Source organism: Mesorhizobium sp. LNHC209A00 (genome assembly GCF_000502915.1).
In the GTDB taxonomy this organism is placed as follows: domain Bacteria; phylum Pseudomonadota; class Alphaproteobacteria; order Rhizobiales; family Rhizobiaceae; genus Mesorhizobium.
On the sequence record NZ_AYWT01000009.1, the window covers coordinates 143,752 to 167,023 of the forward strand.

The 23,272-nt window shown below is 63.6% G+C and carries 24 protein-coding genes; 13 read left to right on the forward strand and 11 right to left on the reverse strand.

Annotation, left to right across the window (positions count from 1 at the left end; genetic code table 11):
• Positions 1 to 32 precede the first annotated feature (32 nt).
• The 5 genes from X739_RS144800 to X739_RS144780 all read left to right on the forward strand — a co-directional run bounded on the left by X739_RS144800 (position 33) and on the right by X739_RS144780 (position 4,164).
• Entirely contained in the window at positions 33 to 692 is a 660-nt protein-coding gene (locus X739_RS144800) for a CvpA family protein (RefSeq protein ID WP_023773384.1), read from the forward strand.
• A 104-nt stretch (positions 693 to 796) separates the two neighbouring features.
• Entirely contained in the window at positions 797 to 2,266 is a 1,470-nt protein-coding gene (purF, locus tag X739_RS144795; RefSeq protein ID WP_023773383.1) for an amidophosphoribosyltransferase, read from the forward strand.
• A 48-nt stretch (positions 2,267 to 2,314) separates the two neighbouring features.
• The gene (locus tag X739_RS144790; RefSeq protein ID WP_023773382.1) at positions 2,315 to 3,055 is read left to right on the forward strand and encodes an SDR family NAD(P)-dependent oxidoreductase; all 741 of its coding nucleotides are present in this window, start codon (positions 2,315 to 2,317) and stop codon (positions 3,053 to 3,055) included.
• 77 nt (positions 3,056 to 3,132) lie between these two features.
• Positions 3,133 to 3,774, forward strand: a complete 642-nt coding sequence (locus X739_RS144785; protein WP_023795300.1) for a hypothetical protein — start codon at positions 3,133 to 3,135, stop codon at positions 3,772 to 3,774.
• Between the two features lie 171 nt (positions 3,775 to 3,945).
• Positions 3,946 to 4,164, forward strand: coding sequence for a hypothetical protein (locus tag X739_RS144780; protein ID WP_015318519.1), 219 nt, complete (start codon positions 3,946 to 3,948; stop codon positions 4,162 to 4,164).
• 51 nt (positions 4,165 to 4,215) lie between these two features.
• On the opposite strand, the gene X739_RS144775 is transcribed toward X739_RS144780, so the two are convergent.
• A complete protein-coding gene (locus X739_RS144775) occupies positions 4,216 to 4,719 on the reverse strand; it encodes an OsmC family protein (RefSeq protein ID WP_023773380.1) in 504 nt (167 codons plus the stop codon).
• Positions 4,720 to 4,912: 193 nt separating this feature from the next.
• On the opposite strand from X739_RS144775, the gene X739_RS144770 reads away from it, so the two are divergent.
• From X739_RS144770 to X739_RS144760, 3 genes are all read left to right on the forward strand, one after another.
• A complete protein-coding gene (locus tag X739_RS144770; protein ID WP_023773379.1) occupies positions 4,913 to 6,430 on the forward strand; it encodes an alpha/beta hydrolase in 1,518 nt (505 codons plus the stop codon).
• A gap of 156 nt (positions 6,431 to 6,586) precedes the next feature.
• Positions 6,587 to 7,693, forward strand: a complete 1,107-nt coding sequence (aguA, locus tag X739_RS144765; RefSeq protein ID WP_023773378.1) for an agmatine deiminase — start codon at positions 6,587 to 6,589, stop codon at positions 7,691 to 7,693.
• Between the two features lie 69 nt (positions 7,694 to 7,762).
• On the forward strand, positions 7,763 to 8,866 hold the full coding sequence (locus X739_RS144760) for a polyamine ABC transporter substrate-binding protein (protein WP_023773377.1): 1,104 nt from the start codon (positions 7,763 to 7,765) through the stop codon (positions 8,864 to 8,866).
• Positions 8,867 to 8,879: 13 nt separating this feature from the next.
• Here X739_RS144760 and X739_RS144755 read toward each other — a convergent pair whose 3' ends face one another.
• From X739_RS144755 to X739_RS144745, 3 genes are all read right to left on the reverse strand, one after another.
• Entirely contained in the window at positions 8,880 to 9,587 is a 708-nt protein-coding gene (locus tag X739_RS144755) for a LuxR C-terminal-related transcriptional regulator (protein WP_023773376.1), read from the reverse strand.
• Positions 9,588 to 9,753: 166 nt separating this feature from the next.
• Entirely contained in the window at positions 9,754 to 10,590 is an 837-nt protein-coding gene (locus tag X739_RS144750) for a glutathione S-transferase family protein (RefSeq protein ID WP_023782877.1), read from the reverse strand.
• A 26-nt stretch (positions 10,591 to 10,616) separates the two neighbouring features.
• Entirely contained in the window at positions 10,617 to 11,198 is a 582-nt protein-coding gene (locus tag X739_RS144745; protein WP_023782876.1) for a VOC family protein, read from the reverse strand.
• Positions 11,199 to 11,533: 335 nt separating this feature from the next.
• On the opposite strand from X739_RS144745, the gene X739_RS144740 reads away from it, so the two are divergent.
• Entirely contained in the window at positions 11,534 to 12,421 is an 888-nt protein-coding gene (locus X739_RS144740) for a DMT family transporter (RefSeq protein ID WP_023782875.1), read from the forward strand.
• Positions 12,422 to 12,481: 60 nt separating this feature from the next.
• Positions 12,482 to 13,387, forward strand: coding sequence for a DMT family transporter (locus X739_RS144735; protein ID WP_023795301.1), 906 nt, complete (start codon positions 12,482 to 12,484; stop codon positions 13,385 to 13,387).
• A gap of 214 nt (positions 13,388 to 13,601) precedes the next feature.
• On the opposite strand, the gene X739_RS144730 is transcribed toward X739_RS144735, so the two are convergent.
• Positions 13,602 to 14,465, reverse strand: coding sequence for a LysR substrate-binding domain-containing protein (locus tag X739_RS144730; protein ID WP_023795302.1), 864 nt, complete (start codon positions 14,463 to 14,465; stop codon positions 13,602 to 13,604).
• Between the two features lie 112 nt (positions 14,466 to 14,577).
• On the opposite strand from X739_RS144730, the gene X739_RS144725 reads away from it, so the two are divergent.
• Complete coding sequence (locus X739_RS144725; protein ID WP_023773370.1) at positions 14,578 to 14,985, forward strand: 4-oxalocrotonate tautomerase family protein; 408 nt, start codon at positions 14,578 to 14,580, stop codon at positions 14,983 to 14,985.
• A 102-nt stretch (positions 14,986 to 15,087) separates the two neighbouring features.
• Positions 15,088 to 17,310, forward strand: coding sequence for an AMP-binding protein (locus X739_RS144720; protein WP_023795303.1), 2,223 nt, complete (start codon positions 15,088 to 15,090; stop codon positions 17,308 to 17,310).
• A gap of 27 nt (positions 17,311 to 17,337) precedes the next feature.
• On the opposite strand, the gene pssA is transcribed toward X739_RS144720, so the two are convergent.
• The gene (gene pssA / locus X739_RS144715; RefSeq protein WP_245273911.1) at positions 17,338 to 18,084 is read right to left on the reverse strand and encodes a CDP-diacylglycerol--serine O-phosphatidyltransferase; all 747 of its coding nucleotides are present in this window, start codon (positions 18,082 to 18,084) and stop codon (positions 17,338 to 17,340) included.
• 74 nt (positions 18,085 to 18,158) lie between these two features.
• Positions 18,159 to 18,857 carry a phosphatidylserine decarboxylase gene (locus tag X739_RS144710; protein ID WP_015318533.1) on the reverse strand — a complete coding sequence of 233 codons (699 nt, stop codon included), beginning with the start codon at positions 18,855 to 18,857 and terminating at the stop codon, positions 18,159 to 18,161.
• Between the two features lie 404 nt (positions 18,858 to 19,261).
• On the opposite strand from X739_RS144710, the gene X739_RS144705 reads away from it, so the two are divergent.
• Positions 19,262 to 20,128, forward strand: coding sequence for an SMP-30/gluconolactonase/LRE family protein (locus X739_RS144705; protein ID WP_023795304.1), 867 nt, complete (start codon positions 19,262 to 19,264; stop codon positions 20,126 to 20,128).
• On the opposite strand, the gene X739_RS144700 is transcribed toward X739_RS144705, so the two are convergent.
• The 4 genes from X739_RS144700 to X739_RS0134895 form a co-directional block, all read right to left on the reverse strand.
• Complete coding sequence (locus X739_RS144700) at positions 20,125 to 20,472, reverse strand: hypothetical protein (protein WP_023795305.1); 348 nt, start codon at positions 20,470 to 20,472, stop codon at positions 20,125 to 20,127. The genes X739_RS144705 and X739_RS144700 overlap by 4 nt on opposite strands.
• A gap of 94 nt (positions 20,473 to 20,566) precedes the next feature.
• A complete protein-coding gene (locus X739_RS144695) occupies positions 20,567 to 22,450 on the reverse strand; it encodes an ABC transporter ATP-binding protein/permease (protein WP_023795306.1) in 1,884 nt (627 codons plus the stop codon).
• 24 nt (positions 22,451 to 22,474) lie between these two features.
• Positions 22,475 to 22,822, reverse strand: coding sequence for a metalloregulator ArsR/SmtB family transcription factor (locus tag X739_RS144690; RefSeq protein WP_023773364.1), 348 nt, complete (start codon positions 22,820 to 22,822; stop codon positions 22,475 to 22,477).
• Positions 22,823 to 22,901: 79 nt separating this feature from the next.
• On the reverse strand, positions 22,902 to 23,272 hold a 371-nt coding region (locus X739_RS0134895; protein WP_031252163.1), incomplete at its 5' end, for a LysM peptidoglycan-binding domain-containing protein.

Below are 23,272 nucleotides of genomic sequence, written 5' to 3' on the forward strand. Positions count from 1 at the left end.
CGTGAACAAGAGATCGGAGTGGGGCCAAAGACATGCCGATTACGCTGCTTGACGGAATTCTCGTCGGCTTCACCCTGGTCTCGGCGATGCTCGCCATGGTTCGCGGCTTTTCGCGCGAGGTGCTTTCGGTCGTCTCCTGGGCGGCGGCGGCGGCGGCGGCCTTCTTCTTCTACAAACCGGTCCTGCCCTACCTGAAGCCCTATGTCGACAATGAGAAGATCGCCATGGCGGCGGCCGCAGGCGTGGTCTTCATCATCGCGCTGATCGTGGTTTCGGTCATCACCATGAAGCTTGCCGACTGGATCATCGATTCGCGCATCGGCGCCCTCGACCGCACGCTCGGCTTCCTCTACGGCGCCGCGCGCGGCGTCCTGGTCGTCGCGGTGGCGTTGCTGTTCTTCAACTGGCTGGCCGGCGCCAAGGCCCCGGCCTGGGTCACGGAAGCCAAGTCGCGGCCGCTGCTGGAACAGATCGGCGCCAAGCTCGAGAGCCTGCTGCCAGAGGACCCGGAAAACGCCATCCTCAAGAAGCTCAATCCGAATCAGCCGGCCGTCGAGACGCCCGTCGCGCCCGACGCACCGGCGGCGGATGCACCAGCCGGCGGCGACGACGCCAATGCGCCAGCGCCCGATGACAACGACGCCGGTCCTGCCGACAACACCGCCAAGCCGGCGCCAGCGCCCGCCAACTGAGGTCCGAACGCGGCGTCTGACGATCGATCCATGTGAACGATCGCATGCAGTGCGTTGCTTTCGACGCGCGACCGCCTTATATGGCGATTTTAGCGGAGCTTAAGATGGCAGACGCAGACGACGTGCTTTCCGCCGAGGCTGACGATCATTTCCATGACGAGTGCGGCGTGTTCGGCATCTTTGGCCGGCAGGACGCGGCGGCCATCGTCACACTCGGCCTGCATGCGCTGCAGCATCGAGGTCAGGAAGCGGCCGGCATCGTCTCCTATGACGGCACCCAATTCCATGTCGAACGCCATGTCGGCCTGATCGGCGACACCTTCACCAAGCAGCGCGTCATCGACAGCCTGCAAGGCAACCGCGCCATCGGCCATACGCGCTACGCGACCACCGGCGGCGCCGGCATGCGCAACATCCAACCCTTCTTCGCCGAATTGGCCGATGGCGGCTTTGCCGTCGCCCATAACGGCAACCTCACCAACGCCATGACGGTACAGCGCGCGCTGCAGAAACAAGGCGCGATCTTCTCCTCCACCTCCGACACCGAGACGCTTTTGCATCTGGTCGCGACCAGCAAGGAGCGCGACCTCAACTCGCGCTTCATCGACGCGGTGCGCCAGGTCGAGGGCGCCTTCTCGCTGGTGGCGATGACGGCCAAGAAGATGATCGGCTGCCGCGATCCGCTCGGCATCCGCCCGCTGGTGCTGGGCGATCTCGACGGCGCCTGGATCCTGGCCTCCGAGACCTGTGCGCTCGACATCATCGGCGCGCGTTTCGTGCGCGACCTGAAGCCCGGCGAGATGGTCGTCGTCACCTCCAAGGGCATTGAGAGCCTGTTCCCGTTCGAACCGCAGAAGACTCGCTTCTGCATCTTCGAATATGTCTATTTCGCCCGACCCGACTCCTCGGTCGAGGGCCGCAATGTCTATGAGGTGCGCAAGCGCATCGGCGCGGAACTGGCGCAGGAAAATCCGGTCGACGCCGATATCGTCGTACCGGTGCCGGACTCGGGCACGCCGGCGGCAATCGGATTCAGCCAGGCGGCGGGCATTCCCTTCGAACTCGGCATCATCCGCAACCACTATGTCGGCCGCACCTTCATCCAGCCCGGCGATTCGATCCGCCATATGGGCGTCAAGCTCAAGCACAACGCCAATCGCCGCATGATCGAGGGCAAGCGCGTGGTGCTGGTCGACGACAGCATCGTGCGCGGCACCACCAGCCAGAAGATCGTGCAGATGGTGCGGGACGCCGGCGCCAAGGAAGTGCACATGCGCATCGCCTCGCCGCCGACCAGCGCATCATGCTTCTATGGCGTCGACACGCCGGAGAAGTCGAAGCTGCTGGCTTCGCGCATGTCGGTGGAAGAGATGGCCGAGTTCATTCGGGTCGATTCGCTCGGTTTCCTGTCGATCAACGGGCTCTACCGCGCCGTCGGCGAGGCGAGCCGCGACGATGAGCAGCCGCAGTTCTGCGACGCGTGCTTCACCGGCCAGTATCCGACCCGCCTGCTCGACTTCGAAGGCCACGACAATGTGCGCACGCTGTCGCTGCTGGCGACAAGCGGGGCGTAGAATTGCCGGATTGTCATCAGCCTTAGCCAGAGTTCCGGAAGCCATCGCATGACCCTCGACCTTACCGGCCGCGTTGCGGTCGTCACCGGCGCCTCGCGCGGCATTGGCTATTTCATCGCCAGGGAATTGGCTGCCGCCGGCGCGCATGTCATCGCGGTTGCCCGCACCGTCGGCGGGCTGGAAGAACTCGACGACCAGATCAAGGCGGCCGGCGGCCAGGCGACATTGGTGCCGCTTGATCTCGCCGACATGGCCGGCATCGACCGGCTGGGCGGCGCCATCCACGAGCGCTGGGGCAAGCTCGACATCCTCGTCGCCAATGCCGGCGTGCTTGGCGTCATCTCGCCGATCGGCCATGTCGAGGCCAAGACCTTCGAAAAGGTGATGACCATCAACGTCACCTCGACCTGGCGGCTGATCCGTTCGGTCGACCCGCTGCTGCGGCTTTCGGATGCCGGCCGGGTGATTATCCTGTCGTCCAACGTGGCGCATTCGGCGCGCGCCTTCTGGGCGCCTTACGCGGCATCGAAGGCGGCGGTGGAGACCATGATGCGCTCCTGGGCGCATGAGACGCAAAGCCTGCCGCTGCGCGTCAATGCAGCCGATCCCGGCGCCACCCGCACCGCGATGCGCGCGCAAGCCGTGCCCGGTGAGGATCCCGAGACATTGCCGCACCCCTCCGAGATCGCCAAACGCATCGTGCCGCTGGCCAGCCCGGACCTCAAAGAGACCGGGCTGATCTTCCAGGCCAAGCACAACCGCTTCGTCGCCTACCGGCAACCGGAATAAAAGCCGGTTCGAAACGGATTAAAACAGCCTTCGGCTACGTTCTTCCGACGTAGGACATTCGAAACCGGAGGACCGACATGCCAAGACTCGCCATCGTTGCCGCCACCGCCCTTACCACCGCTCTTGGAGCTACGGTCGGTGTGGCCGTTTCCCAAGATGCCAAGATGAGTTTCTTCGTCACCAGCGTCGGCTCCGGCAAGGGGGCCGATCTCGGCGGGCTGAAGGGCGCGGATGCCTATTGCGCGTCGCTGGCGGAAGCCGCCGGCGTCACCGGCAAGACATGGCACGCCTATCTCTCGACCAGCGCGGAGGATGCGCGCGATCGCATCGGCAAGGGTCCCTGGTTCAACGCCAAGGACACCAAGATCGCCGATGATATCGCCTCGCTGCACGGCGACGCCAACGGCATCACCAAGCAGACCGCGCTGAACGAGAAGGGTGAAACGGTCAACGGCCGCGGCGATACGCCCAACCGGCACGACATGCTGACCGGCTCCAAGCCCGACGGCACCAGGATCGCCGACCAGACCTGCGGCGACTGGACGATGAGCGGCTCCGAAGGGGCGGCGATGATGGGCCATCACGACCGCACCGGTCTCGACGATTCGGCGGCGGCGAAGTCGTGGAATTCCTCGCATGCCTCGCGTGGCGGCTGCAGCCAGGAGGCGCTGAAAGGCACAGGCGGCGACGGCCTGTTCTATTGTTTTGCGACCAACTGAACCATAGTGGAGGGCAACACGCCGGCTAGAAAACCCGACGCATCATCACGCGGCTGTGATCTGAGGCGAGAAGGCCGCTGGGCGGTCATGCTTTCGTCATTTCCGAGGAGTTGTTAGGATCGAACGACTCCTGCAACGAGAGCCCGAGCTGGGCAGAACAAGGAAAACTCCATGGCTACGACCGCAGCATTGGTCTGGTATCTGGTAATCGCCGGCCCGCAGGGCGGCATGGTCGTGCTGCCCAGCACCTTCGACAAGCGCGAACAGTGCACCGCCGCCATCACCGAGTATCAGAAGCAGCCGACACCCGCCGGCTGGTCCGTGCAGTGCGTGCCGAGCGCCTCGCCCTTCACCGACGAAGGCGACGCCGAAGAGCCGGCAGCTCAGTAAGCATCAGGTATTCACAAGGCCCGCGACCGCTGCCGCGGGCCTTGTGATTCATCACCGCGCGCTCACCGTCAGTTCCGGCTTCTGGTTGATGGTCTGGAACACCACGCAATAGCGCTCGGTCAGCTTCAGCAGCGAATCGATGCGCTCCCGTGGCTCCGCCGTGTCGAGATTGAAATTGAGCCGAATGGCGCGAAAGCCAACCGGCGCATCCTTGGCGACGCCAAGAGTGCCGCGAAAATCAAGGTCGCCTTCGGCTTCAACGGTAGCGGCGCCGAGCTTGAATTCGAGCGCCGTCGCCACTGCCTTCAGCGTCACCCCGGCGCACGCCACCAGCGCCTCGAGCAGCATGTCACCGGAGCACAGTTCGAGCCCCGAGCCGCCTGTTGCCGGATGAAGGCCGGCGATTGCCAACGCCCTGCCCGTCTCCACCTTGCAGGCCACCGACTGTTCGTCGATCGAGCCCTTTGCCCTTAGCGTGATCAGTGCTTGCGTGGCGTCGCCGCGGTAGGCCTGCTTCAGCGGCGCCTGCATGGCCTTGAGCTCGGTTGCGTCCATTTTCGTTCCTCCGAGAACGGCTTTCTGCTGTGATAGCATGGTCCTGCGAGACGTGTGAGGCAATCCGAACATGACGACCCCGGCTGTCAGGAAATGGTTTCGGCGGAACAGCACTGGGCGCGTCACCGTCTGTTCCCTTTGACTTCATTCGCCTCGGCCATAGCTATGCGGGAGTCCTTTCCGCGGAGGTCTCATGCGTTCCAAGCTGAAACTCGTCTCCCTTGTCCTCTTCATGCTTGCCGGCTTCGCGCAGCCTCTCCTGGCCGAAACGACGGAGCGGCCGGCACCCGCGGGCGGCGTGCTTTCACTGCTGCCGTCACCTGAGATCACCGACCATTCGATCACGATTGGCGGACGCAGCCTGCAGTATCAAGCAAAGGCCGGCACGCTTCCGCTGCTCTCCGGGAAGGGCGAGGTCACGGCGGAGATCTTCTATGTTGCCTATACGCTGAAGCCACGGGAGAGCGTGGCGACGGAAGCACCGCGGCCAATCACCTTCGTGTTCAACGGCGGCCCGGGCGCCGCTTCAGCCTATCTGCATCTCGGCGCGCTCGGACCGCGCATCGTGGCGACCGGAGCCGGCGGGGAATTCCTCCCCGCGCCGCAAAAACTCATCGACAATCCCGACAGTTGGCTCGACATGACCGACCTCGTCTTCGTCGACCCGGTGGGAACCGGCTACAGCCGCGAGGCGCCCGGCCAGGATACGCACGACTTCTGGGGCGTCAGCCAGGACGCCAGTTCGATCGGCGCCTTCATCAGACTCTATCTCGCCCAAAACGGCCGCATGGGATCTCCGCTGTTCCTCGCCGGTGAGAGCTATGGCGGATTCCGGGCGGCACTGCTTGCCAGGACACTGCAGGAAGACATCGGCATCAGCCCGAGCGGCATCGTGCTGATCTCGCCAGCGCTGGAATTCACCCTGGTGCAGCCCGACGAATTCGAGCCGCTGCATTGGGCTCTCGAACTACCCTCCCTCGCCGCGGTTCGCCTGCGCAGTGAAGGCGTCAACGGCGACACATTGCGGAAAAAGCTCGCCGAGGTCGAGCATTATGCACTTGGCGAGTACCTCAGTGCGCTCACCAGTGGGCTGGAGCAAGGCGGACGGCTGGCGGGCGATCGCGTGGCCGAGATCACCGGCCTGCCTCTCGACCTCGTTCACCGCAACTTCGCCCGCGTTCCGACCTCGCTCTTCGCACGGGAGTTTGGCCGTGCCACGGGCAAGGTGCTCAGCCCTTATGACGGCATGATCGCGACGGCGGACATCGCTCCCCAGAGCGCCCGTATCGCTGGCCCCGATCCGGTGCTGGACCGTAGTGTGCCGGCGCTGACCTCGGCCTTTGTCGCTTACGCGCGCGACGAGCTGAACTTTCGCACCGATGTCAGCTACCGCTTGCTGAACGGCGACATCAGCCACAACTGGGACTATGGGACGAGCGCCTCGCGCCAGGGCTATGCCGGCGTGATGGATGATCTGCAACGGGCGCGGTCCTTGAATCCCGCGCTGGGCGTCGTCATCGTCAACGGCTACACCGATCTCGTTACTCCCTATCTGGCATCGCGTTATCTGGTCAGCCAGATCCCGTCGCTCGCCGGCGCCAGGCCGATCCGCCTCGACGTCGTTGAAGGTGGGCACATGATGTATCTCGAACCCGACGGACGGCGCGCGCTGAAGCAGGCCGCTTCGGAGCTTTACCAGGCAACCCAGTAAACGACAGGACATCGAGTCCCCCGGGCAACCAAGGCTCCGATGCAGGCCCGGTGGCGGGCGCGGTGATCAAGCTGTCCCAAATGGGACATTGACGGACAAGGCCCCAAAACCGTCTGATCGGGCAAGGCTTCGTCATTCCATTTCCGGCGGTCCACAATGTCACATACGCTCTCGACCACACCGAGGCAGGATGGGTTTCGCGCGCCTGGCGAATTCGAGCCCAAATCGGCCTGTTGGCTGATCTGGCCTGAACGACCGGACACCTGGCGGCTGGGCGCCAAGCCCGCGCAGAAGCTGTTCGCCAATGTCGCAGCGGCGATCGCGCAAAGCGAGCCGGTGACGGTGGTGGCGTCCAGCCGCCAGTGGCAGAACGCAAGAGCGCGGTTGCCCAGCCAGGTGCGCGTGGTGGAAATGTCCACCAATGATTCCTGGCTGCGCGACAGTGGCCCTAATTTCGTCGTCAGTGATCGAGGCGAAGTGCGCGGCGTCGATTGGATCTTCAACGCCTATGGCGGTTTCGACGGCGGCCTCTACTCGCCTTGGGATCTCGACGACCTCGTGGCGCGAAAGATCCTCGATATCGAGAGGATGGACCGTTATCGCGCACCGCTGATCGCCGAAGGCGGCGGACTGCAATGCGATGGCCAAGGTACGCTCATCACGACCGAGCAGTGCCTGCTCAATCGCAATCGTAATGGCCATCTCGGAAAGGCGAAGGTGGAAGAACAGCTGGGCGAGTATCTCGGCGTCGACAAAATCATCTGGCTGCCGCGCGGTTTTGCTTTCGACGAGACGGATGGCCATGTCGACGACCTCTGCTGCTTCGTTCGTCCGGGCGTTGTGGCGCTGAGCTGGACCGACGAGCGGGATGATCCGCAATATGAGATAGTACGCGAAGCCGAAGAGGTGCTGCGTTCGACCCGTGACGCGCGTGGCAGTCGCCTGGAGGTTCATCGGCTGCACCATCCCCTGCCGATCGAGATGACGATGGAAGAAAGCGAGAGCGTGGACCGGGTCGATTCGACCTGGGCGCGGCCGACCGGCAACCGGATCGCGGCGAGTTACATCAACTATTATCCGGGCAACAGCGTCGTGGTCGTGCCAGAATTCGGCTGCGATCTCGACCGGAAGGCAAAGCAACAGCTCGCCACGCTGTTTCCCGACCACAAGATCGTCGGCATCGAGAACTCCCGCGAAATTCTGCTCGGAGGCGGCAATGTCGCCTGTATCACCTTACCCGTTTATGCGCCGCAACGGCGTTGAGCGGCAAGGGTGCCGAAGCGAAATCAGAACGGTGCGCCGCATTGGCCCGCCCGGCAAAAGGAGATACCCATGCGCGCTCTGCTCTTCCCAATCGTGACCGCCGCGCTTGCCTGCGTTATCGGCTTCGGCGTCGCCCGGGCGGACGATGAGAAGGTGGTCAACGTCTACAACTGGTCCGACTACATCGCGCCGGACACGGCTGAGAAATTCGAGAAGGAGACAGGTATCAAGGTTCGCTACGATGTCTATGACGGCAACGAGGTCCTTGAGACGAAACTGCTCACCGGCGGCTCGGGATATGATGTGGTCTATCCCTCGGCCTTTCCGTTCCTGAAGAACCAGGTGAAGGCAGGCGCTTTCCTGCGGCTCGACAGATCGAAGCTTTCAAACCACTCGAAAATCGATCCGCAAGCCTTGTCGCTGATCGCGGGCGCGGATCCGCAGAACCTGTACGCCGTGCCTTACATGGCCGTCACAGATGGGATCGGCTACAATGTCGCTGCCGTCAAACAACGGATGCCGGATGCGCCGACAGGATCCTTCGCCATGGTCTTCGACGTCGACGTCGTCAAGAAATTCTCCGATTGCGGCGTCGCCATGATCGATGCTCCGGCGGAGATCATTCCTATGGCTATGAACTATCTCCACATCGATCCCAGGTCGACCAGTCCGGACGACCTCGCCAAGGTCGAAGAGCTGATGGGCAACGTGCGGCCCTATATCCGTTACTTCCACTCGTCGAAATACATCAACGACCTGGCGAATGGCGACATCTGTGTCGTGCTGGGCTGGTCGGGCGACATATTGCAGGCCAAGACCCGTGCGGCGGAATCCGCGAAGAAGCTGGAGATTGCATATTCCATTCCAAGGGAAGGCACGCTGATAAACTTCGATACGATGGCCGTGCCGAAGGATGCGCCGCATCCGGAGAATGCCCAGGCCTGGATCGATTTCAACTTGCGGCCCGATATCGCAGCGGCCAATTCCAGTTATGTTTCCTATGCCAATGCCATCCCGGAATCCCTGCCGCTGATGGATCAGGCCGTCGCAAAGGATCCCGGCGTTTTCCCGTCCGATGATGTAAAGGCCAAGCTGTTCGTGGTCGAGAACAACGACGCAAAGCTGCTGCGACTGCAAAACCGTATGTGGACACGCGTCGTGACGGGACAGTGAGGCTGGCGAACCGTCAGTTGGGCGAGGCCTTCCAGCCGGCGGCCAGCAACTCGACTTGGGAGTGCACACCGAGCTTGCGGTAGACCTGCTTGATGTGGTTGCGCACGGTGCCGGGTGAAATCGACAGGTTTCGCGAAATCGTCTTGGCGCTGCCACCCTCGATCAGGAGCCGCGCGATCTGCCTTTCCCGGGCGCTGAGTTGCGACCCTGCGGCTTCGATTGCGGAAGCCTTGTCCCGAAGACGGCACAAATGAAGCAGCCTTTGCAGAATGAGCTTTGTCGCGCTGCAAGCAGCGCCGGCCACAGCCAGATCATGCTCGCCAAAACGCGGCGCGCCATCGCGGCGCAAAAAGGTCACATAGCCGGCGGTCAGTCCGTCGAGGTTGAACACACCGGTTATTTCATCGAAGCTGCCGGAGGGCCCGTAGAATTCGCGATAATACGGCGTGCGCTCGAAATCGCCTTGGCTGAGAGCCGACAACGGCAGCAGGAAATCCCGTCTGGTGCTGGCGAACCTCTGAAAGAACGGATCCTGGCGATAGACGCGCGCATCATAGTCGCGGTTCCAGCGATCGGGTCCGGCATCGTCGATGGTCAGGGATGTTATGTCGCGACGATAGAAGCCAACATAGACACGATCCGAGCCAAGCAGCACCCTTGCCGCCGCGCTGAAGCGGGCCGACAAGTCTTCGGGCGTTGCCGCCAGGGCCGCGGCGGCCACGCCACCACTCCAGCGTTCAAGCCGGTCGAGAGAAAAATTCGACTGCATCCGCGTCCAGACTAACGTAAGCCCCGCCAACTTCAAGCTGGCGGGGAACCGCGACGTCGCCGGTGAGATCAGTCCCGCGGCCGCTTCCGCAGCTCATCGCCCCATCGACTGGTTGAACTCACGCCTTAGCCTGCGATCTCACATGGGCGATGTAGCCGCGCACGTCGCCGGCCGGACCAGCATAGGCGTTGCCGAGCTTCTTCTCCATCGCCGCCACGTATTCCTTCGCCCATTTGGGCAGGGCGTAGTCGATGACAGCGAGGAATTCGAGCGTCGCCGCAAGACGGATGTCGGCGATCGACGGGTTCTTGCCGCCGATGAACGGCTTGCCGTCGCGGAAGAAGGAGTGGAAGACCTCGAGCGGTTCGGCAATGGCGGCGACCGCGGCCTTCTGCGCTTCCGATTTCCTGTCGGGGTGGGCGTCGCTATGACCGACTTCGCCGGCATATTGCGGGAAGCCGAGCGCGGGATAGGTGGCGCGCGCGACATAGGGATAGAGCGTGCCGATCAGATAGAACATGGCGCTGTCTATCATCGCCCGCTTGGCTGGCGCCTTGGGGTAGAATTTCTCCAGCCCATGCTTGTTGGATAGATATTGCATGATGGCGCAGCTCTCCCACAGCACGCCGCGCGGCAGGCCCTTGTCCTCGATCATCGGCGTCAGGTGGGCCGGATTGCGCGCCATGTATTCGGGCGAGCGCGTGTGCCCCCACGCATCGGTCTCCGCATGGTCGAGTCCGGCGGCGCGGGCAAAGACGCGAACGGTCATGTTGTTGACGCTCGGCTTCAGCATGCTGATGGTCAGCGCCGATTTCCTTGCCGGTTTCGCCTTGGCCTTGGCCGCGGCCTTGCCGGCGGCTGGCTTTGACGCCATCGTGGTCGCCGGTTTTGCGGTCGCTTTTGCCGCTGGTTTGGCGGCCGGTTTCCCTGCGCTCTTCGTCACTGCTTTTGCCACGTGTTCCTCCCTTGCCTGTTCAGCCTTCAGTATGGATTTTTGGGCGCCCGGTCCGCCGACAATGTCGCGCGCGCGCGTTCCACCAGCGCCTGGATCGCATCAGCCAGGTGCACCTCGGCGATGTTGTAGTCGCCACGGGCGACGCGAAGCTTATGCGCCTCCATCAGCACATCGGCATGGGTGAACCCTGCAGGCGGCTCGAAACGATAAGAGGCAAGCTCGATCAGAAGGCCGAGCGGATCCTCGAAATAGATTGAATCCATGAAGCCGCGATCCTTGACGCCACTGTGCTTGATGGCGCGCTCGTCGAGCCGGGCGACAGCCTGCAGGAAAGTGACGCGGGACACCGCAAAGGCGATGTGATGCACGCAGCCCGGGTCGGTCGGGGTTCGGCGCTGCACGGCCGTGCGGGTCTCGTCGGTGAAGATGGTGATCAGCCGGCCGTCGCCCGGATCGAAATAAAGATGGCTTTCGCTCGGCTTGTCGAGATTGGGCTGCTCGAAGATGAAAGGCATGCCCAGCACACCTTCCCAGAAATCGATCGAGGTCTGGCGACCGGCACCCACCAGCGTGATGTGATGGACGCCTTGCGACTGCAGTTTCTGCATCAGCCTTCTCCCCGCAATATCCGCTCTGGCAGAGGCGGCCGTCAAGCCGCGCCTGTACATGCTACATCTGGCATGAGCTGAGCGCCAATTCGCTGTCCGTCCCCCGGCGTTCTCCGCGCCTGCCTTCGTCTTCGGCTTTATGAGATGATGCTAAACCAATCGGCCGTGCCGCGCCAGAAGCCGCATCCGGGACAAGCTGCATTTCGCGCCACTGCCGCCTGCCCCAAAAGCAAGCGCGGTGCTGGAGCAGCGCCGTGCGGGATTTCGCCCGTATAGCTGGCAGGTGCGGAGCCGACAGGGGCTGGGGCCGCCTTCACTCAAGCAGGCGCACGCCTATGGCCGATATCGCCATTCTCGATACACGCGAAAGGGTCTTCGCCGGAATCCTGCTGACGGGCGCCGCCTATTTGCTGTTTTCGACACAGGACGTCTCGATCAAACTGCTGGTCACCAGCATGACCGTCTGGCAGATCATGTTCTTCCGCAGCATCACCATTCTTGGCGCCTGCGCGGTGATCGGCGGGCGGCCGCTGTTCGCCGACACGGTGCGTTCGCCGATCGTGCGGCCGATGCTGGTGCGCAGCGCCTTCACGCTCGCCGCTTGGCTCTGTTACTACAATGCCGCCCGCAGCCTGCAACTCGCCGAACTGACCACCGTCTATTACGCGGCTCCGATCATCGTCACTGTGCTATCGGTGGTCCTGCTCGGCGAAAAGGTGCCCCTTCTGCGCTGGCTGGCCGTTCTGGTCGGCTTTGCCGGCGTCTTTGTCGCCTGCGATCCCGCCCATCTTGGCCTGTCCGTGCCCGTGTTGCTGGTACTGACGGCGGCTTTCCTGTGGGGCATCGCCATCGTGCTTCTGCGCAAGACGGCGCTTGCCGAGCGCTCGACGATCCAGCTCCTCCTCAACAATTTCTATTTCCTGGTTTTTTCGGCGGTGCCGGCGCTGTTGTGGTGGCATACGCCGGACCCGGCACAATTGCTGCTTCTTGCCAGCGTCGGTGCGCTCGGCGGCCTCGCGCAATACCTTCTCTTCGAGGGCATGAAGCGCACGCCGGCATCGATCCTGGCGCCACTCGAATACACCTCACTATTGTGGGCGTTCGCGCTCGGCTTCGCGATCTGGGGCGACGTGCCGCGCCGCGAGGTCTTTCTGGGTGCCGCGCTTATTGTCGCGGCTGGCCTGCTGATCGTCGGCGGTGAACATTTCCGCAAGCGGCTTTGACGTGGATGGCCATTACTCACGACACCACGATGTCAGGACGAGGCAAGGTAGGCTGCCAACATGACTGAGATCACGGCCACCGCGGAAACCACCGAACGCACGCTGGGTATCCTGCTGGTCTCATCCTCGGCGGCTGTATTCGGGCTGACCGGCGTGCTGACCAAGTCGATCCATGCCGATCCGCTGACGATCACCTGCTGGCGTGGCTTTGTCGGCGCGATCCTGATCAGCCTCTACGTATTGTTGCGCCGCCGCCGTGCCGGCAACCGTGAACCGCTGCGGCTTGGCTGGCGCGGCTGGCTGCTGGCCGTCGAAGGCGCACTGGCCAGCATCGCCTTCATTTCCGCTTTCAAGTTCACTTTTGTCGCCAATGTCGCGGTCATCTACGCGACGTCGCCCTTCATTGCCGCCGTACTGGCCTGGATGCTGGTGCGCGAGCCGTTCCGGCTGCAGACGATGGTGGCGGCGGCGGTGTCGCTGTGCGGGGTCGCCATCATGGTGTGGTCGGGTTTTGCCACTGGCAATTTGTTCGGCGACGGGCTGGCGCTGCTGATGACGGCCGGCAGCGCGCTGTACATGATCATGGTTCGCGCATTCCGTGACACGCCCGTGGTGTGGGCCGGCGCGGTTTCGGCGTTCCTGCTGTTTATACTCGGATGGTTCGTCACCGATCCCCTGGCGGTCTCATCAAGGGACGCTATCCTGCTTGCCACCTTCGGCGCGTCCTTCGCGCTGGCTTCCATCCTGTGGACGGAAGGCTCGCGGCTGATCCCGGCGCCTGAATCCGGCCTGCTCGGTTCGGCGGAAGTGCCGTTCGCGATCCTGTTTGCATTTCTGTTCCTGGCCGAAATCCCGCCTATGGCCAGCATGGTCGGCGGTGCCATCGTGCTCGGCGCCGTCTTTGCCCATGCCGGCCGCGACTGGCTGAAGGCACGCTCCCGGCAAGCGTCTGCAAATAGTTCGTAAAAAATTTTCCAAGTCACGGAACCATCATCCTGCTCAGACATTGTTGATGCGACGGGCCACCCCCCCAAGTCCCCCAAACCCCTCGGCCCGTCCTACTCCAAGCCGACCGCAAGGTCGGCTTTTTCTTTGCAACGGCTTTTTGTTCGCATAGACCGGCCGACCGCAAGTCGGTTTCCATGCCCTAGACCGGCGGCGGAGCTTCACGCCTCGTCAATTAACCAAGCGGTCCGGACAAAGCGAGGCTTCCGCCGAGCAATGTCGCCAGATCGCCCGCGGACGCATCGGCACCGGCGCGCAGCCGGATCGCGAACTCAGCCGTCGGAGCCGGCGGCAAGCCAAGTTCGCGGGGCGCTTCGACGATGCCGGAATGGGCAAAGCGCGGGGTTCGCAAGGTCAGCGCAACACCGGCATTTACCGCGGTGCGCAGCCCGGCCAGGCTGGCGCTGCCGGCAGCGATGCGATAGGGGCGGCCGGCGGCGTCGAGCGCGGCGAGCGCCGCCTCGCGAAACCCGCAATAGGGGTCGAGCAGCGCCAGCGGCACTTCTTCCTGCCGCGAGGCCAGTCCCTTGTTGGAACAGAGCCATATCATCGGCTCGCGCAACACGCCGACCTCGTCCGGCACGGCAGCCTGGCGCATGACGATCGCCAGATCGAGGCTGCCAGCTTGTAACGCCTGCGCCAGTTCGGCGGAGCGGCCGACACGCAGTTCCATCCTGACGCGGGGATGGCTGGAGGCGAAGGCACGCAGCAGGTCCGGCAGGCCGCTATCGGCGAAATCCTGTGTCGTGCCGATGGCGACGCGCCCGGCAGCCCGTGCTCCCTTCAGCGCCAGCCAAGCCTCGCGATGCACGGCAAGAATACGCCTGGCGTGCCCGACAAGATCCTCGCCCGCCGGCGTCAGGCCGCGCCCCCTGCCCCGCGGCGCCAGAAGTGGCTCACCGACCACCTCTTCCAAGCGCTGCATCTGGGCCGTCACCGCCGAGGGTGAGCGGCCGACATTCGCCGCCGCCTCCGCCAGCGAACCGCTGTCGACGAAAGCAAGGAAGGTTCTAAGCAGGTCGGGATCGAGCGTTTCCATAATTCGACTTTATCGAATTATCAGTTGAAAACAATTCAGTTTTTTTGATCAACAGATGGTGGCATGGTCTTTTCAACGGCGACCACGCCGCTACAAACCAAGGAGAAGAAAGATGCCAATCATCAATGTCAGGGTGACCGGCAAGCCTGACGCCACCTTGTCAGCCAGCATCGCTAGGGAAATAACCGAGATCACCGCCACGCAGTTGCGCAAGGATCCCACGATCACAGCCGTTGCGGTGTCCTATCTCGATCCGCAGCACTGGTTCGCCGGCGGCAAGTCGCTCGCCGAGCACGGCACCAACACGTTCTGGCTCGACATCAAGGTGGTCGACGGCACTAACACAAAGCTCGAACTGGAGGCCTATCTCAAGGCGATCTTCGACGCCTTTGGCCGCCTGCTAGGCGGCGTGCACCAGGAGAGCTATGCTTTCGTGCATGAGGTTCCGGCAGCGGCCTATGGCTACGGCGGCAAGACGCAGGAGTTCCGTTTCATCAGCGGGCGGCTGAACGCGGCGTAAGGGCGCCCCTTCCGCATTGACCTTGCCTCGACTTCCGCTAGGCTCTGCCCCGAAGCGGTCGCACAAGAGCCGCAATGACAAAATCGTTGGGAGAGACGCGGCATGATCCTGACACTGGCGCTGCTTGCGGGTCTGGTTGTGGCCTGGTTGCTGATCGGCGTGATAGAAAAATTCCGCCTGGGCCTGCGCTTCACCCAGGCGTTGCTCTACGCACCGTTCAAGCTCGCCTACCGGACCAGCGACAATCGCATCAAGATCGCTCGCAAGGCGCAGGTGCCGGTCATCTATGTCATCTCGCACCAGTCGCGCTTCGAGCCGGCGCTGATGCTGTCGCTGCTGCCCGACGACACGCTGCATATACTCGACGGGGTCTCGGCCCGTTCGCCTTGGCTCGAACCCTGGCGCGAACTCGGCCGCACCATTGCCTTCAACGCCGAACATGTCTTCGTCAGCCGCCGACTGGTGCGCGTGCTGAAGGGCAAGGGCCGGCTGGCCGTTTATCTGCCGGACGCGGTCGAGCCCGACGTCAAGACGTTTCGGCTGTTTCGCGCGGTCACCCGCATCGCCATGCAGGCCGACGCCCGCATCGTGCCGATCTTCGTCGCCGGCGCCCGCAACCTGCCGGTGTCGCTGACGCCGGCGGACAAGGCACCGCGTCACTGGTTTCCACGGCTGTCGGTCAGTGTCCTGGAGCCGATGACGATCGCCGAACTGGTGGCGCGCAATCCGGACCAGGCTTCCAACACCAATGCGCTGTTCGACCGCGTCGCGGAGGCCCGGCTTTTTGGCACCGACCTCGACCGCGGCCTGTTCCTGGCCATGCGCGACGCCGCAACCAGAGTCGGCGCTTCGCATCCGATCATCGACGACGTCATTTCCGGGGCGCTGAGCTACCGCAAGATGTTCATCGGCGCGCGGGTGCTGGGCAGGCGCTTCGAGGCGGTGACGGCGCCGGGCGAAGCTGTGGGGGTGATGCTGCCCAACGCCAACGGCGTCGTGCTGTCGCTCGTCGGCCTGCTCTCGGCGGGCCGTGTGGCGGCGATGATCAACTACACGGCCGGGCCGGCAAGCGTCACCGCGGCTGTCCGCACCGCTGTCATCCGCACCGTTGTCTCTTCACGTGCCTTCGTCGAGAAGGCCGATCTCGCCGATATCGTCGCTGCGGTCGAAAAGGGCGGCGCCAGGCTGCTGTGGCTGGAAGATGTACGCGAAAGCGTCACCACGCTGGACAAGCTTGCAGCCGCCTTGCTGTGGCGCCTGCCGCTGCAGCGGCAGGACGCGGCACAGCCCGGCGTGATCCTGTTCACCTCCGGCTCCGAAGGTACGCCGAAGGCCGTTGTTCTGTCTCAAAAGAACCTCCTCGCCAATGCCATGCAGGCCGAGGCGCGGATCACCATTTCGCCGGCGGACATCCTGCTCAACGTGCTGCCGGTGTTCCATTCGTTCGGCCTGACGGGCGGCACCATCCTGCCGCTTGTCACCGGGGTAAAGCTGTTCCTCTATCCCTCGCCTCTCCACTACAAGCTCATCCCCGAGATCGCGCGCAAGGTGAAACCGACCATCATGTTCGGCACCGACACGTTCCTCGCCAACTATGCGCGCACCGCCAAGGACGGGGATTTCTCCAGTCTGCGCTTCGTCGTCGCCGGCGCCGAGGCGGTGAAGCCGGATACCCGCCGCGTCTATCGCGAACGCTTCCAGGCCGAGATCATCGAGGGCTTCGGACTGACCGAGGCGGCGCCCGTGGTTGCCGTCAACACCGCGATCCACGGCCGCGACGGCACGGTCGGCCGGCTTCTGCCGGCCATTCGCATGAAACTGGAGCCGGTCGAAGGGATCAACGATGCCGGCCAGTTGTGGCTCGACGGGCCTAACATGATGATGGGCTACATGACCGCGGACCGCCCCGGCGAGCTACAGCCGCTGACCGGCTGGCACGACACCGGCGATATCGTCGCCGTCGACCGCGAAGGCTTCATCAGCATTCGCGGTCGCGCCAAGCGCTTCGCCAAGATCGCTGGCGAGATGGTGTCGCTGGGCGCGGTCGAGATGCTGGTGCAGTCGCTTTGGCCGGAAGAACGCCATGCGGCGGTGGCGGTGCCGGACAAGAGGCGGGGCGAGCGCATCGTGCTGGTCACCACCGCCGACGATGCCAGTGCCGAGGAGTTGCGACAGTTCGGCAAAAAGGCTGGCGCGGCCGAACTGATGGTGCCCAACGACATCGTCAAGGTCGAGGAGATCCCGGTACTCGGCTCCGGCAAGACCGACTATGTCTCGACGCGCAAGCTGGCGATCGACCGGCTTGGGCTTGGCGTGGCTGCCTAAGTCGGATCAGGGACTTCGGCCGACTTTCTAACCTATGTCCGAAGGCGGCACCTTCTCGCCTTCCAGCTTGGCACGCTTGGAGTAGGCGCGCACGCTGAATGGGAGAAAGACCAGGTAGCCCGCGACCGATGCCGTCAGCGTGTACCAGGGATAGGTCATCAGCAAGAGAATGTAGAGGACGACGGCGAGGATGATCGGCAGCACCCTGTCCCCGGGAATCTTGACGCTCTTGCCTGAATAGACCGGCAAGCGGCTTACCAGCAGGAAGGCCACCAGGATGGTGAAGCCGGTTGCGACGAAGGCGGCCGGACGGCTAGGCTCCAGCCCAAGCCGCAGGAAATAGAGATAAAGCGGCAGCATGACCAGCACGGCGCCTGCAGGCGCCGGCACACCGACGAAATATTCACTCTGCCATATGGGACGTTCGGCCTTCTCGTCGTCGAGCACGTTGAAGCGGGCAAGCCTGAGCCCGCAAGCGATGGCGAACAGAAGCGCCGCGATCCAGCCCGGCGAGCCGGCTCTATCGAGCAGGAAGGCATAGAGCACCAATGCCGGCGCGACGCCGAAATTGACGATGTCGGCCAGCGAATCCATCTGCGCGCCGAATTTGGACGTCGCCTTCAGCATGCGCGCAAGGCGCCCGTCTATTCCGTCGAGGAAGGCGGCGAGCAGCACCATCACCACCGCGGTCTCAAAACGGTTTTCGAAGGCGAAGCGGATGCCGGACAGGCCGGCGCAGATGGCAAGCACGGTGACCAGGTTGGGCAGCACCATGCGCATCGGTATCTCGCGGATACGCGGACCGCCGCTGGCATGGGCCTCGAATTTTTTATACTGCGTGCCCACCGTCAGGAAATCCGCACGAGGGGCGTGCCGGCGACACCGCCGAATTCGGCGAGCACGGTTTCGCCGCCGACCGCCGTCTGGCCAACGGCAACGCGCGGCGTGGCTGTCAAGGGCAGGAACACGTCGACGCGCGAGCCGAAACGGATCAGGCCGAAACGCTCGCCGGTGCCGATCGAAGCGCCGGCCTCGGTCCAGCAGACAATGCGGCGCGCCACCAGGCCGGCGATCTGGACTGCGGCCACCGTGCCGTTGGGGCTCTCTATGACAAGGCCGTTGCGCTCGTTTTCCGTGCTCGCCTTGTCCAGTTCGGCATTGAGAAATTTTCCCGGCCGATGTTCGATCCTGGCGATGCGACCGCGCACCGGAGAGCGGTTCACGTGGCAGGAAAAGACGTTCATGAACACGGAGATGCGGGTCATCTCGACATTGCCGAGGCCAAGCTCGCGCGGTGGCACGGCAGGTCCCACCGCCGAGACGATGCCATCGGCGGGGCTTACCACCAGGCGGTCGTCAACAGGCGTGACGCGCTCGGGGTCACGGAAGAAATAAACGCACCAGGCGGTCAGGATCAGGCCGATCCAGAACAGGATCGAGGAGAAATAGCCGAGGAAAAGCGTCGCCGCGCCAAACGCCGCGATGAAGGGGTAGCCTTCGCGATGGATCGGTACGAACGCGTTCTTGACCGTGTCGACAAGGCTCATGGGCTGGGGGCGGTCCCTGTTTCAGGTCCGGCCTCAATAGCCGAAACACCCCCTGCCCGCAACGCGACAATCGCCGGCGCGGATGAACAGGCACGGATCGCCTATGACCGGGGACGGCCCTATGCTCGGTGTTCGTGAAGTCGAGACCGAATTGCATGCCTGTGCCATAGCTGCCGAAGCTGTCCTTTGACTGCGCCGGGCCGCCAGAAAGGCCGAGAAACCTATCTGCGCCGACGCCGCCCTCGCTCAGACCGGCACCTTCGGCGTCAACGTGAGCCGATGGAGTGCTCTTCCCGCACGAAAATACACCGGCCCGCTGTCGGGAGACTTTCATCTCGCCCGTCCTTGGGGAGAAGCGCCTCATCGCCAAGGGCCGATGACGCGCGCAACGGAGGCTCCTGATCATGCGAACACCATCTGGCAACAAACCGCATATCGTCACGGAAGGCCTCGCCTTCGGCGAATCGCCGCGCTGGCATGATGGGCGCCTGTGGGTCTGCAATTGGGGAACCGGCGAGATTATTGCCTTCAATGCGCACTGCGGCAGCGAGGTCATGCTCACGGTTTCGGCTGTCCTGCCCTACTCCATCGACTGGCTACCGGATGGTCGTCTGCTGGTTGTCTCAGGCCGCGAGGGCTTGCTGTTGCGGCAGGATGGCGATGGCTCGCTGGTCACCCACGCCGATCTGCGTGGCTTGTCGAAAAGCCCATGGAACGAGATCGTCGTCGATGGGCGCGGCAACATCTACGTCAATGGCGGCGGGCCGGCGCCGGCGGCCGGCCAGCATTTCGGTCCCGGCACCATCGTGCTGGTCACACCGGATGGCGCGATCAGGCAAGTGGCGGACACTATCGCCTTCGCCAACGGCATGGCGTTGACCCCGGACAACGAGACGCTGATCATTGCCGAATCCCATGCCAGCCGGCTGACCGCGTTTGACGTTGCCGCCGACGGTTCCTTGTCCAACAGACGCATTTGGGCCGAGCTCGACGGATATCCCGACGGCATCTGCCTCGATGCCGACGGGGCGGTCTGGTATGCCGATGTTCCCAACAAGCACTGCGTGCGGGTGCGCGAAGGCGGTGACGTCTTGCAGACCGTCACCGCCGATCGCGGCTGCTTTGCCTGCATGCTGGGCGGTGCGAACAGGAAAACGCTGTTCATCACCGCCGCCGAGTGGCGCGGCTTAGAGCATATGACAAGCGACGCCCGCACCGGCCAGGTGCTCGGCATCGAAGCGCCGGCGCCGGGCGTGGGCTGGCCTGGCTAGAGTCCGGCCACGCGCTGATAATTGGCGATATCAGCTCGCACTCCGAGCCGGGCGATCGTCTCCTGCGGGTTGAAGGCCATGCGCTCGTGCGCCGCCCTGACGATCGGCACCACATTGTCGACGGCAGCCTGGCTTTCCCATTCGACGATCGTGACGAGGTTGAACTCGCCCGGTCCTGACAATTGCTCGAGCAGAAAGTCCTGGACGAAGCCTTGCTGCAGACGCAGCAACTCATGCGTCATCTTCACCTTTGCGAGGATCTCGTCGCGGGCATTGGCGGGCACCACGAACTTGTCGACCCTGAACACGCTGCCGCCGCTAACATCCTGATTCGTAGTGCTCATATCCATTTGATCCCGTCCTCGACGATGCTGTTTTGCGGCTCTCGGGCGACGGTCTACAATCTCAACCCAAGTTGAGGTCAAGACGTTTTTTGAGCTACGACATCTCCGATGTGCGCCGGCGCACGACGACACCCAGTTCGTCACTTTCGCGGGCAATGCGCAGCCGCTCCTCGGCTTCGGTCGCCTCGCGCTGGCGGTCCCACATCGAGGCATAGAGGCCGTGCTTTCGCATCAGGTCGACATGGGTGCCGCGCTCGGCTATCTGACCGTCCTTCAGCACGATGATTTCGTCGGCGGCAATCACCGTCGACAGGCGGTGAGCGATGACGATGGTGGTGCGGCCCTTGCTGACGAGGTCGAGCGCGGCCTCGATCTCCTGCTCTGTATGACTGTCCAGTGCGGAAGTCGCTTCGTCGAGCATCAGGATCGGCGGTGCCTTCAGGATGGTGCGGGCGATCGCCACGCGCTGCTTCTCGCCGCCGGAAAGTTTCAGCCCGCGCTCGCCGACCATCGACTTGTAGCCGTCGGGCAGCTTCTCGATAAACGGCCCGATCTGGGCGAGTTCGGCGGCCTTGCGCACCTCGTCCTCGCCCGCGCCGACACGGCCGTAGCGGATGTTGTAGGCGATGGTGTCGTTGAACAGCACCGTGTCCTGCGGCACCATGCCGAGCACCGCGCGCAGGCTGTCCTGCGTCACGTCCCTCACGTCCTGGCCGTCGATCAGAACCTGGCCACCCTGCACGTCGTAGAAGCGGAACAGCAACCGCGAGATGGTCGACTTGCCCGCACCCGACGGCCCGACAATGGCAACGGTCTTGCCGGCCGGCACCTCGAAGGAGACGCCCTTCAGGATCTTGCGGTTCGGATCATAGGAAAAGTGGACGTCCCGGAACTCGACCTTGCCGGCGCTGACGGCCAGCGGCTTGGCGTTGGGCTTGTCGACGATCTCCTGCGGCACGTCGAGGAGGTCGAACATGTGCTCGATGTCGGTGAGGCCCTGGCGGATTTCGCGATAGATAAAGCCGATGAAATTGAGCGGCACGGAAAGCTGTACCAGCATGGCATTGATGAAAACGAAATCGCCGACGCTCTGGGTGCCGGCCTGCACCTCCAGCGCCGACATGCACATGACGACGACCGTGCCGACACCGAAGATGAAGCCCTGGCCGAAGTTCAGCCAGCCGAGCGAGGTCCAGGTTTTGGTTGCGGCGACCTCGTAACGCGCCATCGAACGGTCGAAGCGCTCGGCCTCCATGCGCTCATTGGTGAAATACTTGACCGTTTCGAAGTTGAGCAGCGAGTCGATCGCCTTGGTATTGGCGTCGGTGTCGCTGTCATTCATGTCGCGGCGGATCGAGATGCGCCAATCGCTGGCCTTTACCGTGAACCAGACGTAGAGGCAGACGGTGACCGCCACCACGGCCACATATTTCCAGCCATAGGTGAAGCCGAATATGCCGGCGGTCAGCCCGAATTCGAGGATCGTCGGCGCGGTGTTGAGCATGATGAAGCGGACGATCGTCTCGATGCCCTTGGTGCCGCGCTCGATGATGCGCGACAGGCCGCCGGTGCGGCGCTCCAGGTGGAAGCGTAGCGACAGCTGATGCATGTGCACGAAGGTGCGGAAGGCAAGCTGGCGAACCGCATGCTGGCCGACCCGGGCAAACAGCGCATCGCGGAGCTGGTTGAAGCCGAGCTGGACGAGCCTCAGCACATTATAGGCAATGACCAGCATCACCGGGGCAAGCATGAACGATGGCAGCGGCGGTGGCGTTTTGAAGCCGCCCGCCAGCGCATCGGTCGCCCATTTGAAGAAATAGGGACCGGCGACCAGCGTCACCTTGGCGACGACCAGCAGCAGCGTCGCCCACGTCACCCGTGCCCTGAGATCGGCGCGGTCGGCCGGCCACATATAGGGCCAGAGATTGCGCAGTGTCGTGAGTGTGGATGTGTCGGCGGAGACGGTTTTTTCGGCCACTTTTCTTGCCTTTAGGTGAGAGGGTCAGCGGCCGGAGCAGCAGGAATTGATGAGCGCGGCCAGCGATGCCGACACGTCGGCCAGTGCCGCGCGATCGACCGCATAGCGCGATCGCTGACGGTCGGGCTCGAACCGGACAAGGCCCGCCTCGACCAGTATTTTCAGATGCTGGGAGATCGTCGACTGGGCCAGAGCGAAACGGTCGACGACCTCACGGCAGCAGCAGGAATTGCTGGCCGACAGATGCCTCAGTATCTCGATCCGCGCCGGATGCGAAAGTGCTGCGAACCGCGCCGCGACAGCGCGGCTGTCCGGCATGCAGCCAGGCAGTGCCGAGGCGGCATGGTCTGGTAAGGGAACGCATTCTGTCATCGTTCATCGGCGATAGACGATGAACGATGACAGGGCAAGCTAGGCCGATGGGTAGATTGCCGGAATTGCCGGTCTATCCCTATTCCGTCTTCATCGGCGCGGTCGTCGCCTGCTCGCCCATGGCCTTGAGGTCGGCGGCTTCGCCTTCCTTCGACTTTTCCGGAACCTTGAACACCTGCCCCGGCCAGATGCGGTTCGGATTCCTGATCTGGTCCTGGTTGGCGAGGTATATGGTGGAGTAGCGCATGCCGTGACCATAGACGCGCCGCGAGATCCGCCACAGTGTATCGTTGCGCCGAATGATGACCGCGCTGTCGGCATGTTCGAGCTTGGGCGACACGATTTCGGGCACGTCGCTCGGCGGCGTGGCTGCCGCGACCTTAGCCGGGGCCTCGGTGGCTGGCGCGGCGGGAGCCGGCGCGGTCTCGCCCGGAGCAGCGGCAACAGCGG

What these genes read in the sequence shown, in the direction of transcription:
- X739_RS144735 (WP_023795301.1), top strand. Translation starts at nt 12,482, where the DNA reads ATGACTGAGATCACGGCCACCGCGGAAACCACCGAACGCACGCTGGGT.
- X739_RS144690 (WP_023773364.1), bottom strand. Translation starts at nt 22,822, where the DNA reads ATGACAGAATGCGTTCCCTTACCAGACCATGCCGCCTCGGCACTGCCT.
- X739_RS144775 (WP_023773380.1), bottom strand. Translation starts at nt 4,719, where the DNA reads ATGGACGCAACCGAGCTCAAGGCCATGCAGGCGCCGCTGAAGCAGGCC.
- X739_RS144725 (WP_023773370.1), top strand. Translation starts at nt 14,578, where the DNA reads ATGCCAATCATCAATGTCAGGGTGACCGGCAAGCCTGACGCCACCTTG.
- X739_RS144780 (WP_015318519.1), top strand. Translation starts at nt 3,946, where the DNA reads ATGGCTACGACCGCAGCATTGGTCTGGTATCTGGTAATCGCCGGCCCG.
- X739_RS144760 (WP_023773377.1), top strand. Translation starts at nt 7,763, where the DNA reads ATGCGCGCTCTGCTCTTCCCAATCGTGACCGCCGCGCTTGCCTGCGTT.
- aguA (WP_023773378.1), top strand. Translation starts at nt 6,587, where the DNA reads ATGTCACATACGCTCTCGACCACACCGAGGCAGGATGGGTTTCGCGCG.
- X739_RS144710 (WP_015318533.1), bottom strand. Translation starts at nt 18,857, where the DNA reads ATGAGCCTTGTCGACACGGTCAAGAACGCGTTCGTACCGATCCATCGC.
- X739_RS144785 (WP_023795300.1), top strand. Translation starts at nt 3,133, where the DNA reads ATGCCAAGACTCGCCATCGTTGCCGCCACCGCCCTTACCACCGCTCTT.
- X739_RS144740 (WP_023782875.1), top strand. Translation starts at nt 11,534, where the DNA reads ATGGCCGATATCGCCATTCTCGATACACGCGAAAGGGTCTTCGCCGGA.
- X739_RS144705 (WP_023795304.1), top strand. Translation starts at nt 19,262, where the DNA reads ATGCGAACACCATCTGGCAACAAACCGCATATCGTCACGGAAGGCCTC.
- X739_RS144770 (WP_023773379.1), top strand. Translation starts at nt 4,913, where the DNA reads ATGCGTTCCAAGCTGAAACTCGTCTCCCTTGTCCTCTTCATGCTTGCC.
- X739_RS144700 (WP_023795305.1), bottom strand. Translation starts at nt 20,472, where the DNA reads ATGAGCACTACGAATCAGGATGTTAGCGGCGGCAGCGTGTTCAGGGTC.
- pssA (WP_245273911.1), bottom strand. Translation starts at nt 18,084, where the DNA reads ATGGTGCTGCCCAACCTGGTCACCGTGCTTGCCATCTGCGCCGGCCTG.
- X739_RS144730 (WP_023795302.1), bottom strand. Translation starts at nt 14,465, where the DNA reads ATGGAAACGCTCGATCCCGACCTGCTTAGAACCTTCCTTGCTTTCGTC.
- X739_RS144800 (WP_023773384.1), top strand. Translation starts at nt 33, where the DNA reads ATGCCGATTACGCTGCTTGACGGAATTCTCGTCGGCTTCACCCTGGTC.
- X739_RS144790 (WP_023773382.1), top strand. Translation starts at nt 2,315, where the DNA reads ATGACCCTCGACCTTACCGGCCGCGTTGCGGTCGTCACCGGCGCCTCG.
- purF (WP_023773383.1), top strand. Translation starts at nt 797, where the DNA reads ATGGCAGACGCAGACGACGTGCTTTCCGCCGAGGCTGACGATCATTTC.
- X739_RS144745 (WP_023782876.1), bottom strand. Translation starts at nt 11,198, where the DNA reads ATGCAGAAACTGCAGTCGCAAGGCGTCCATCACATCACGCTGGTGGGT.
- X739_RS144720 (WP_023795303.1), top strand. Translation starts at nt 15,088, where the DNA reads ATGATCCTGACACTGGCGCTGCTTGCGGGTCTGGTTGTGGCCTGGTTG.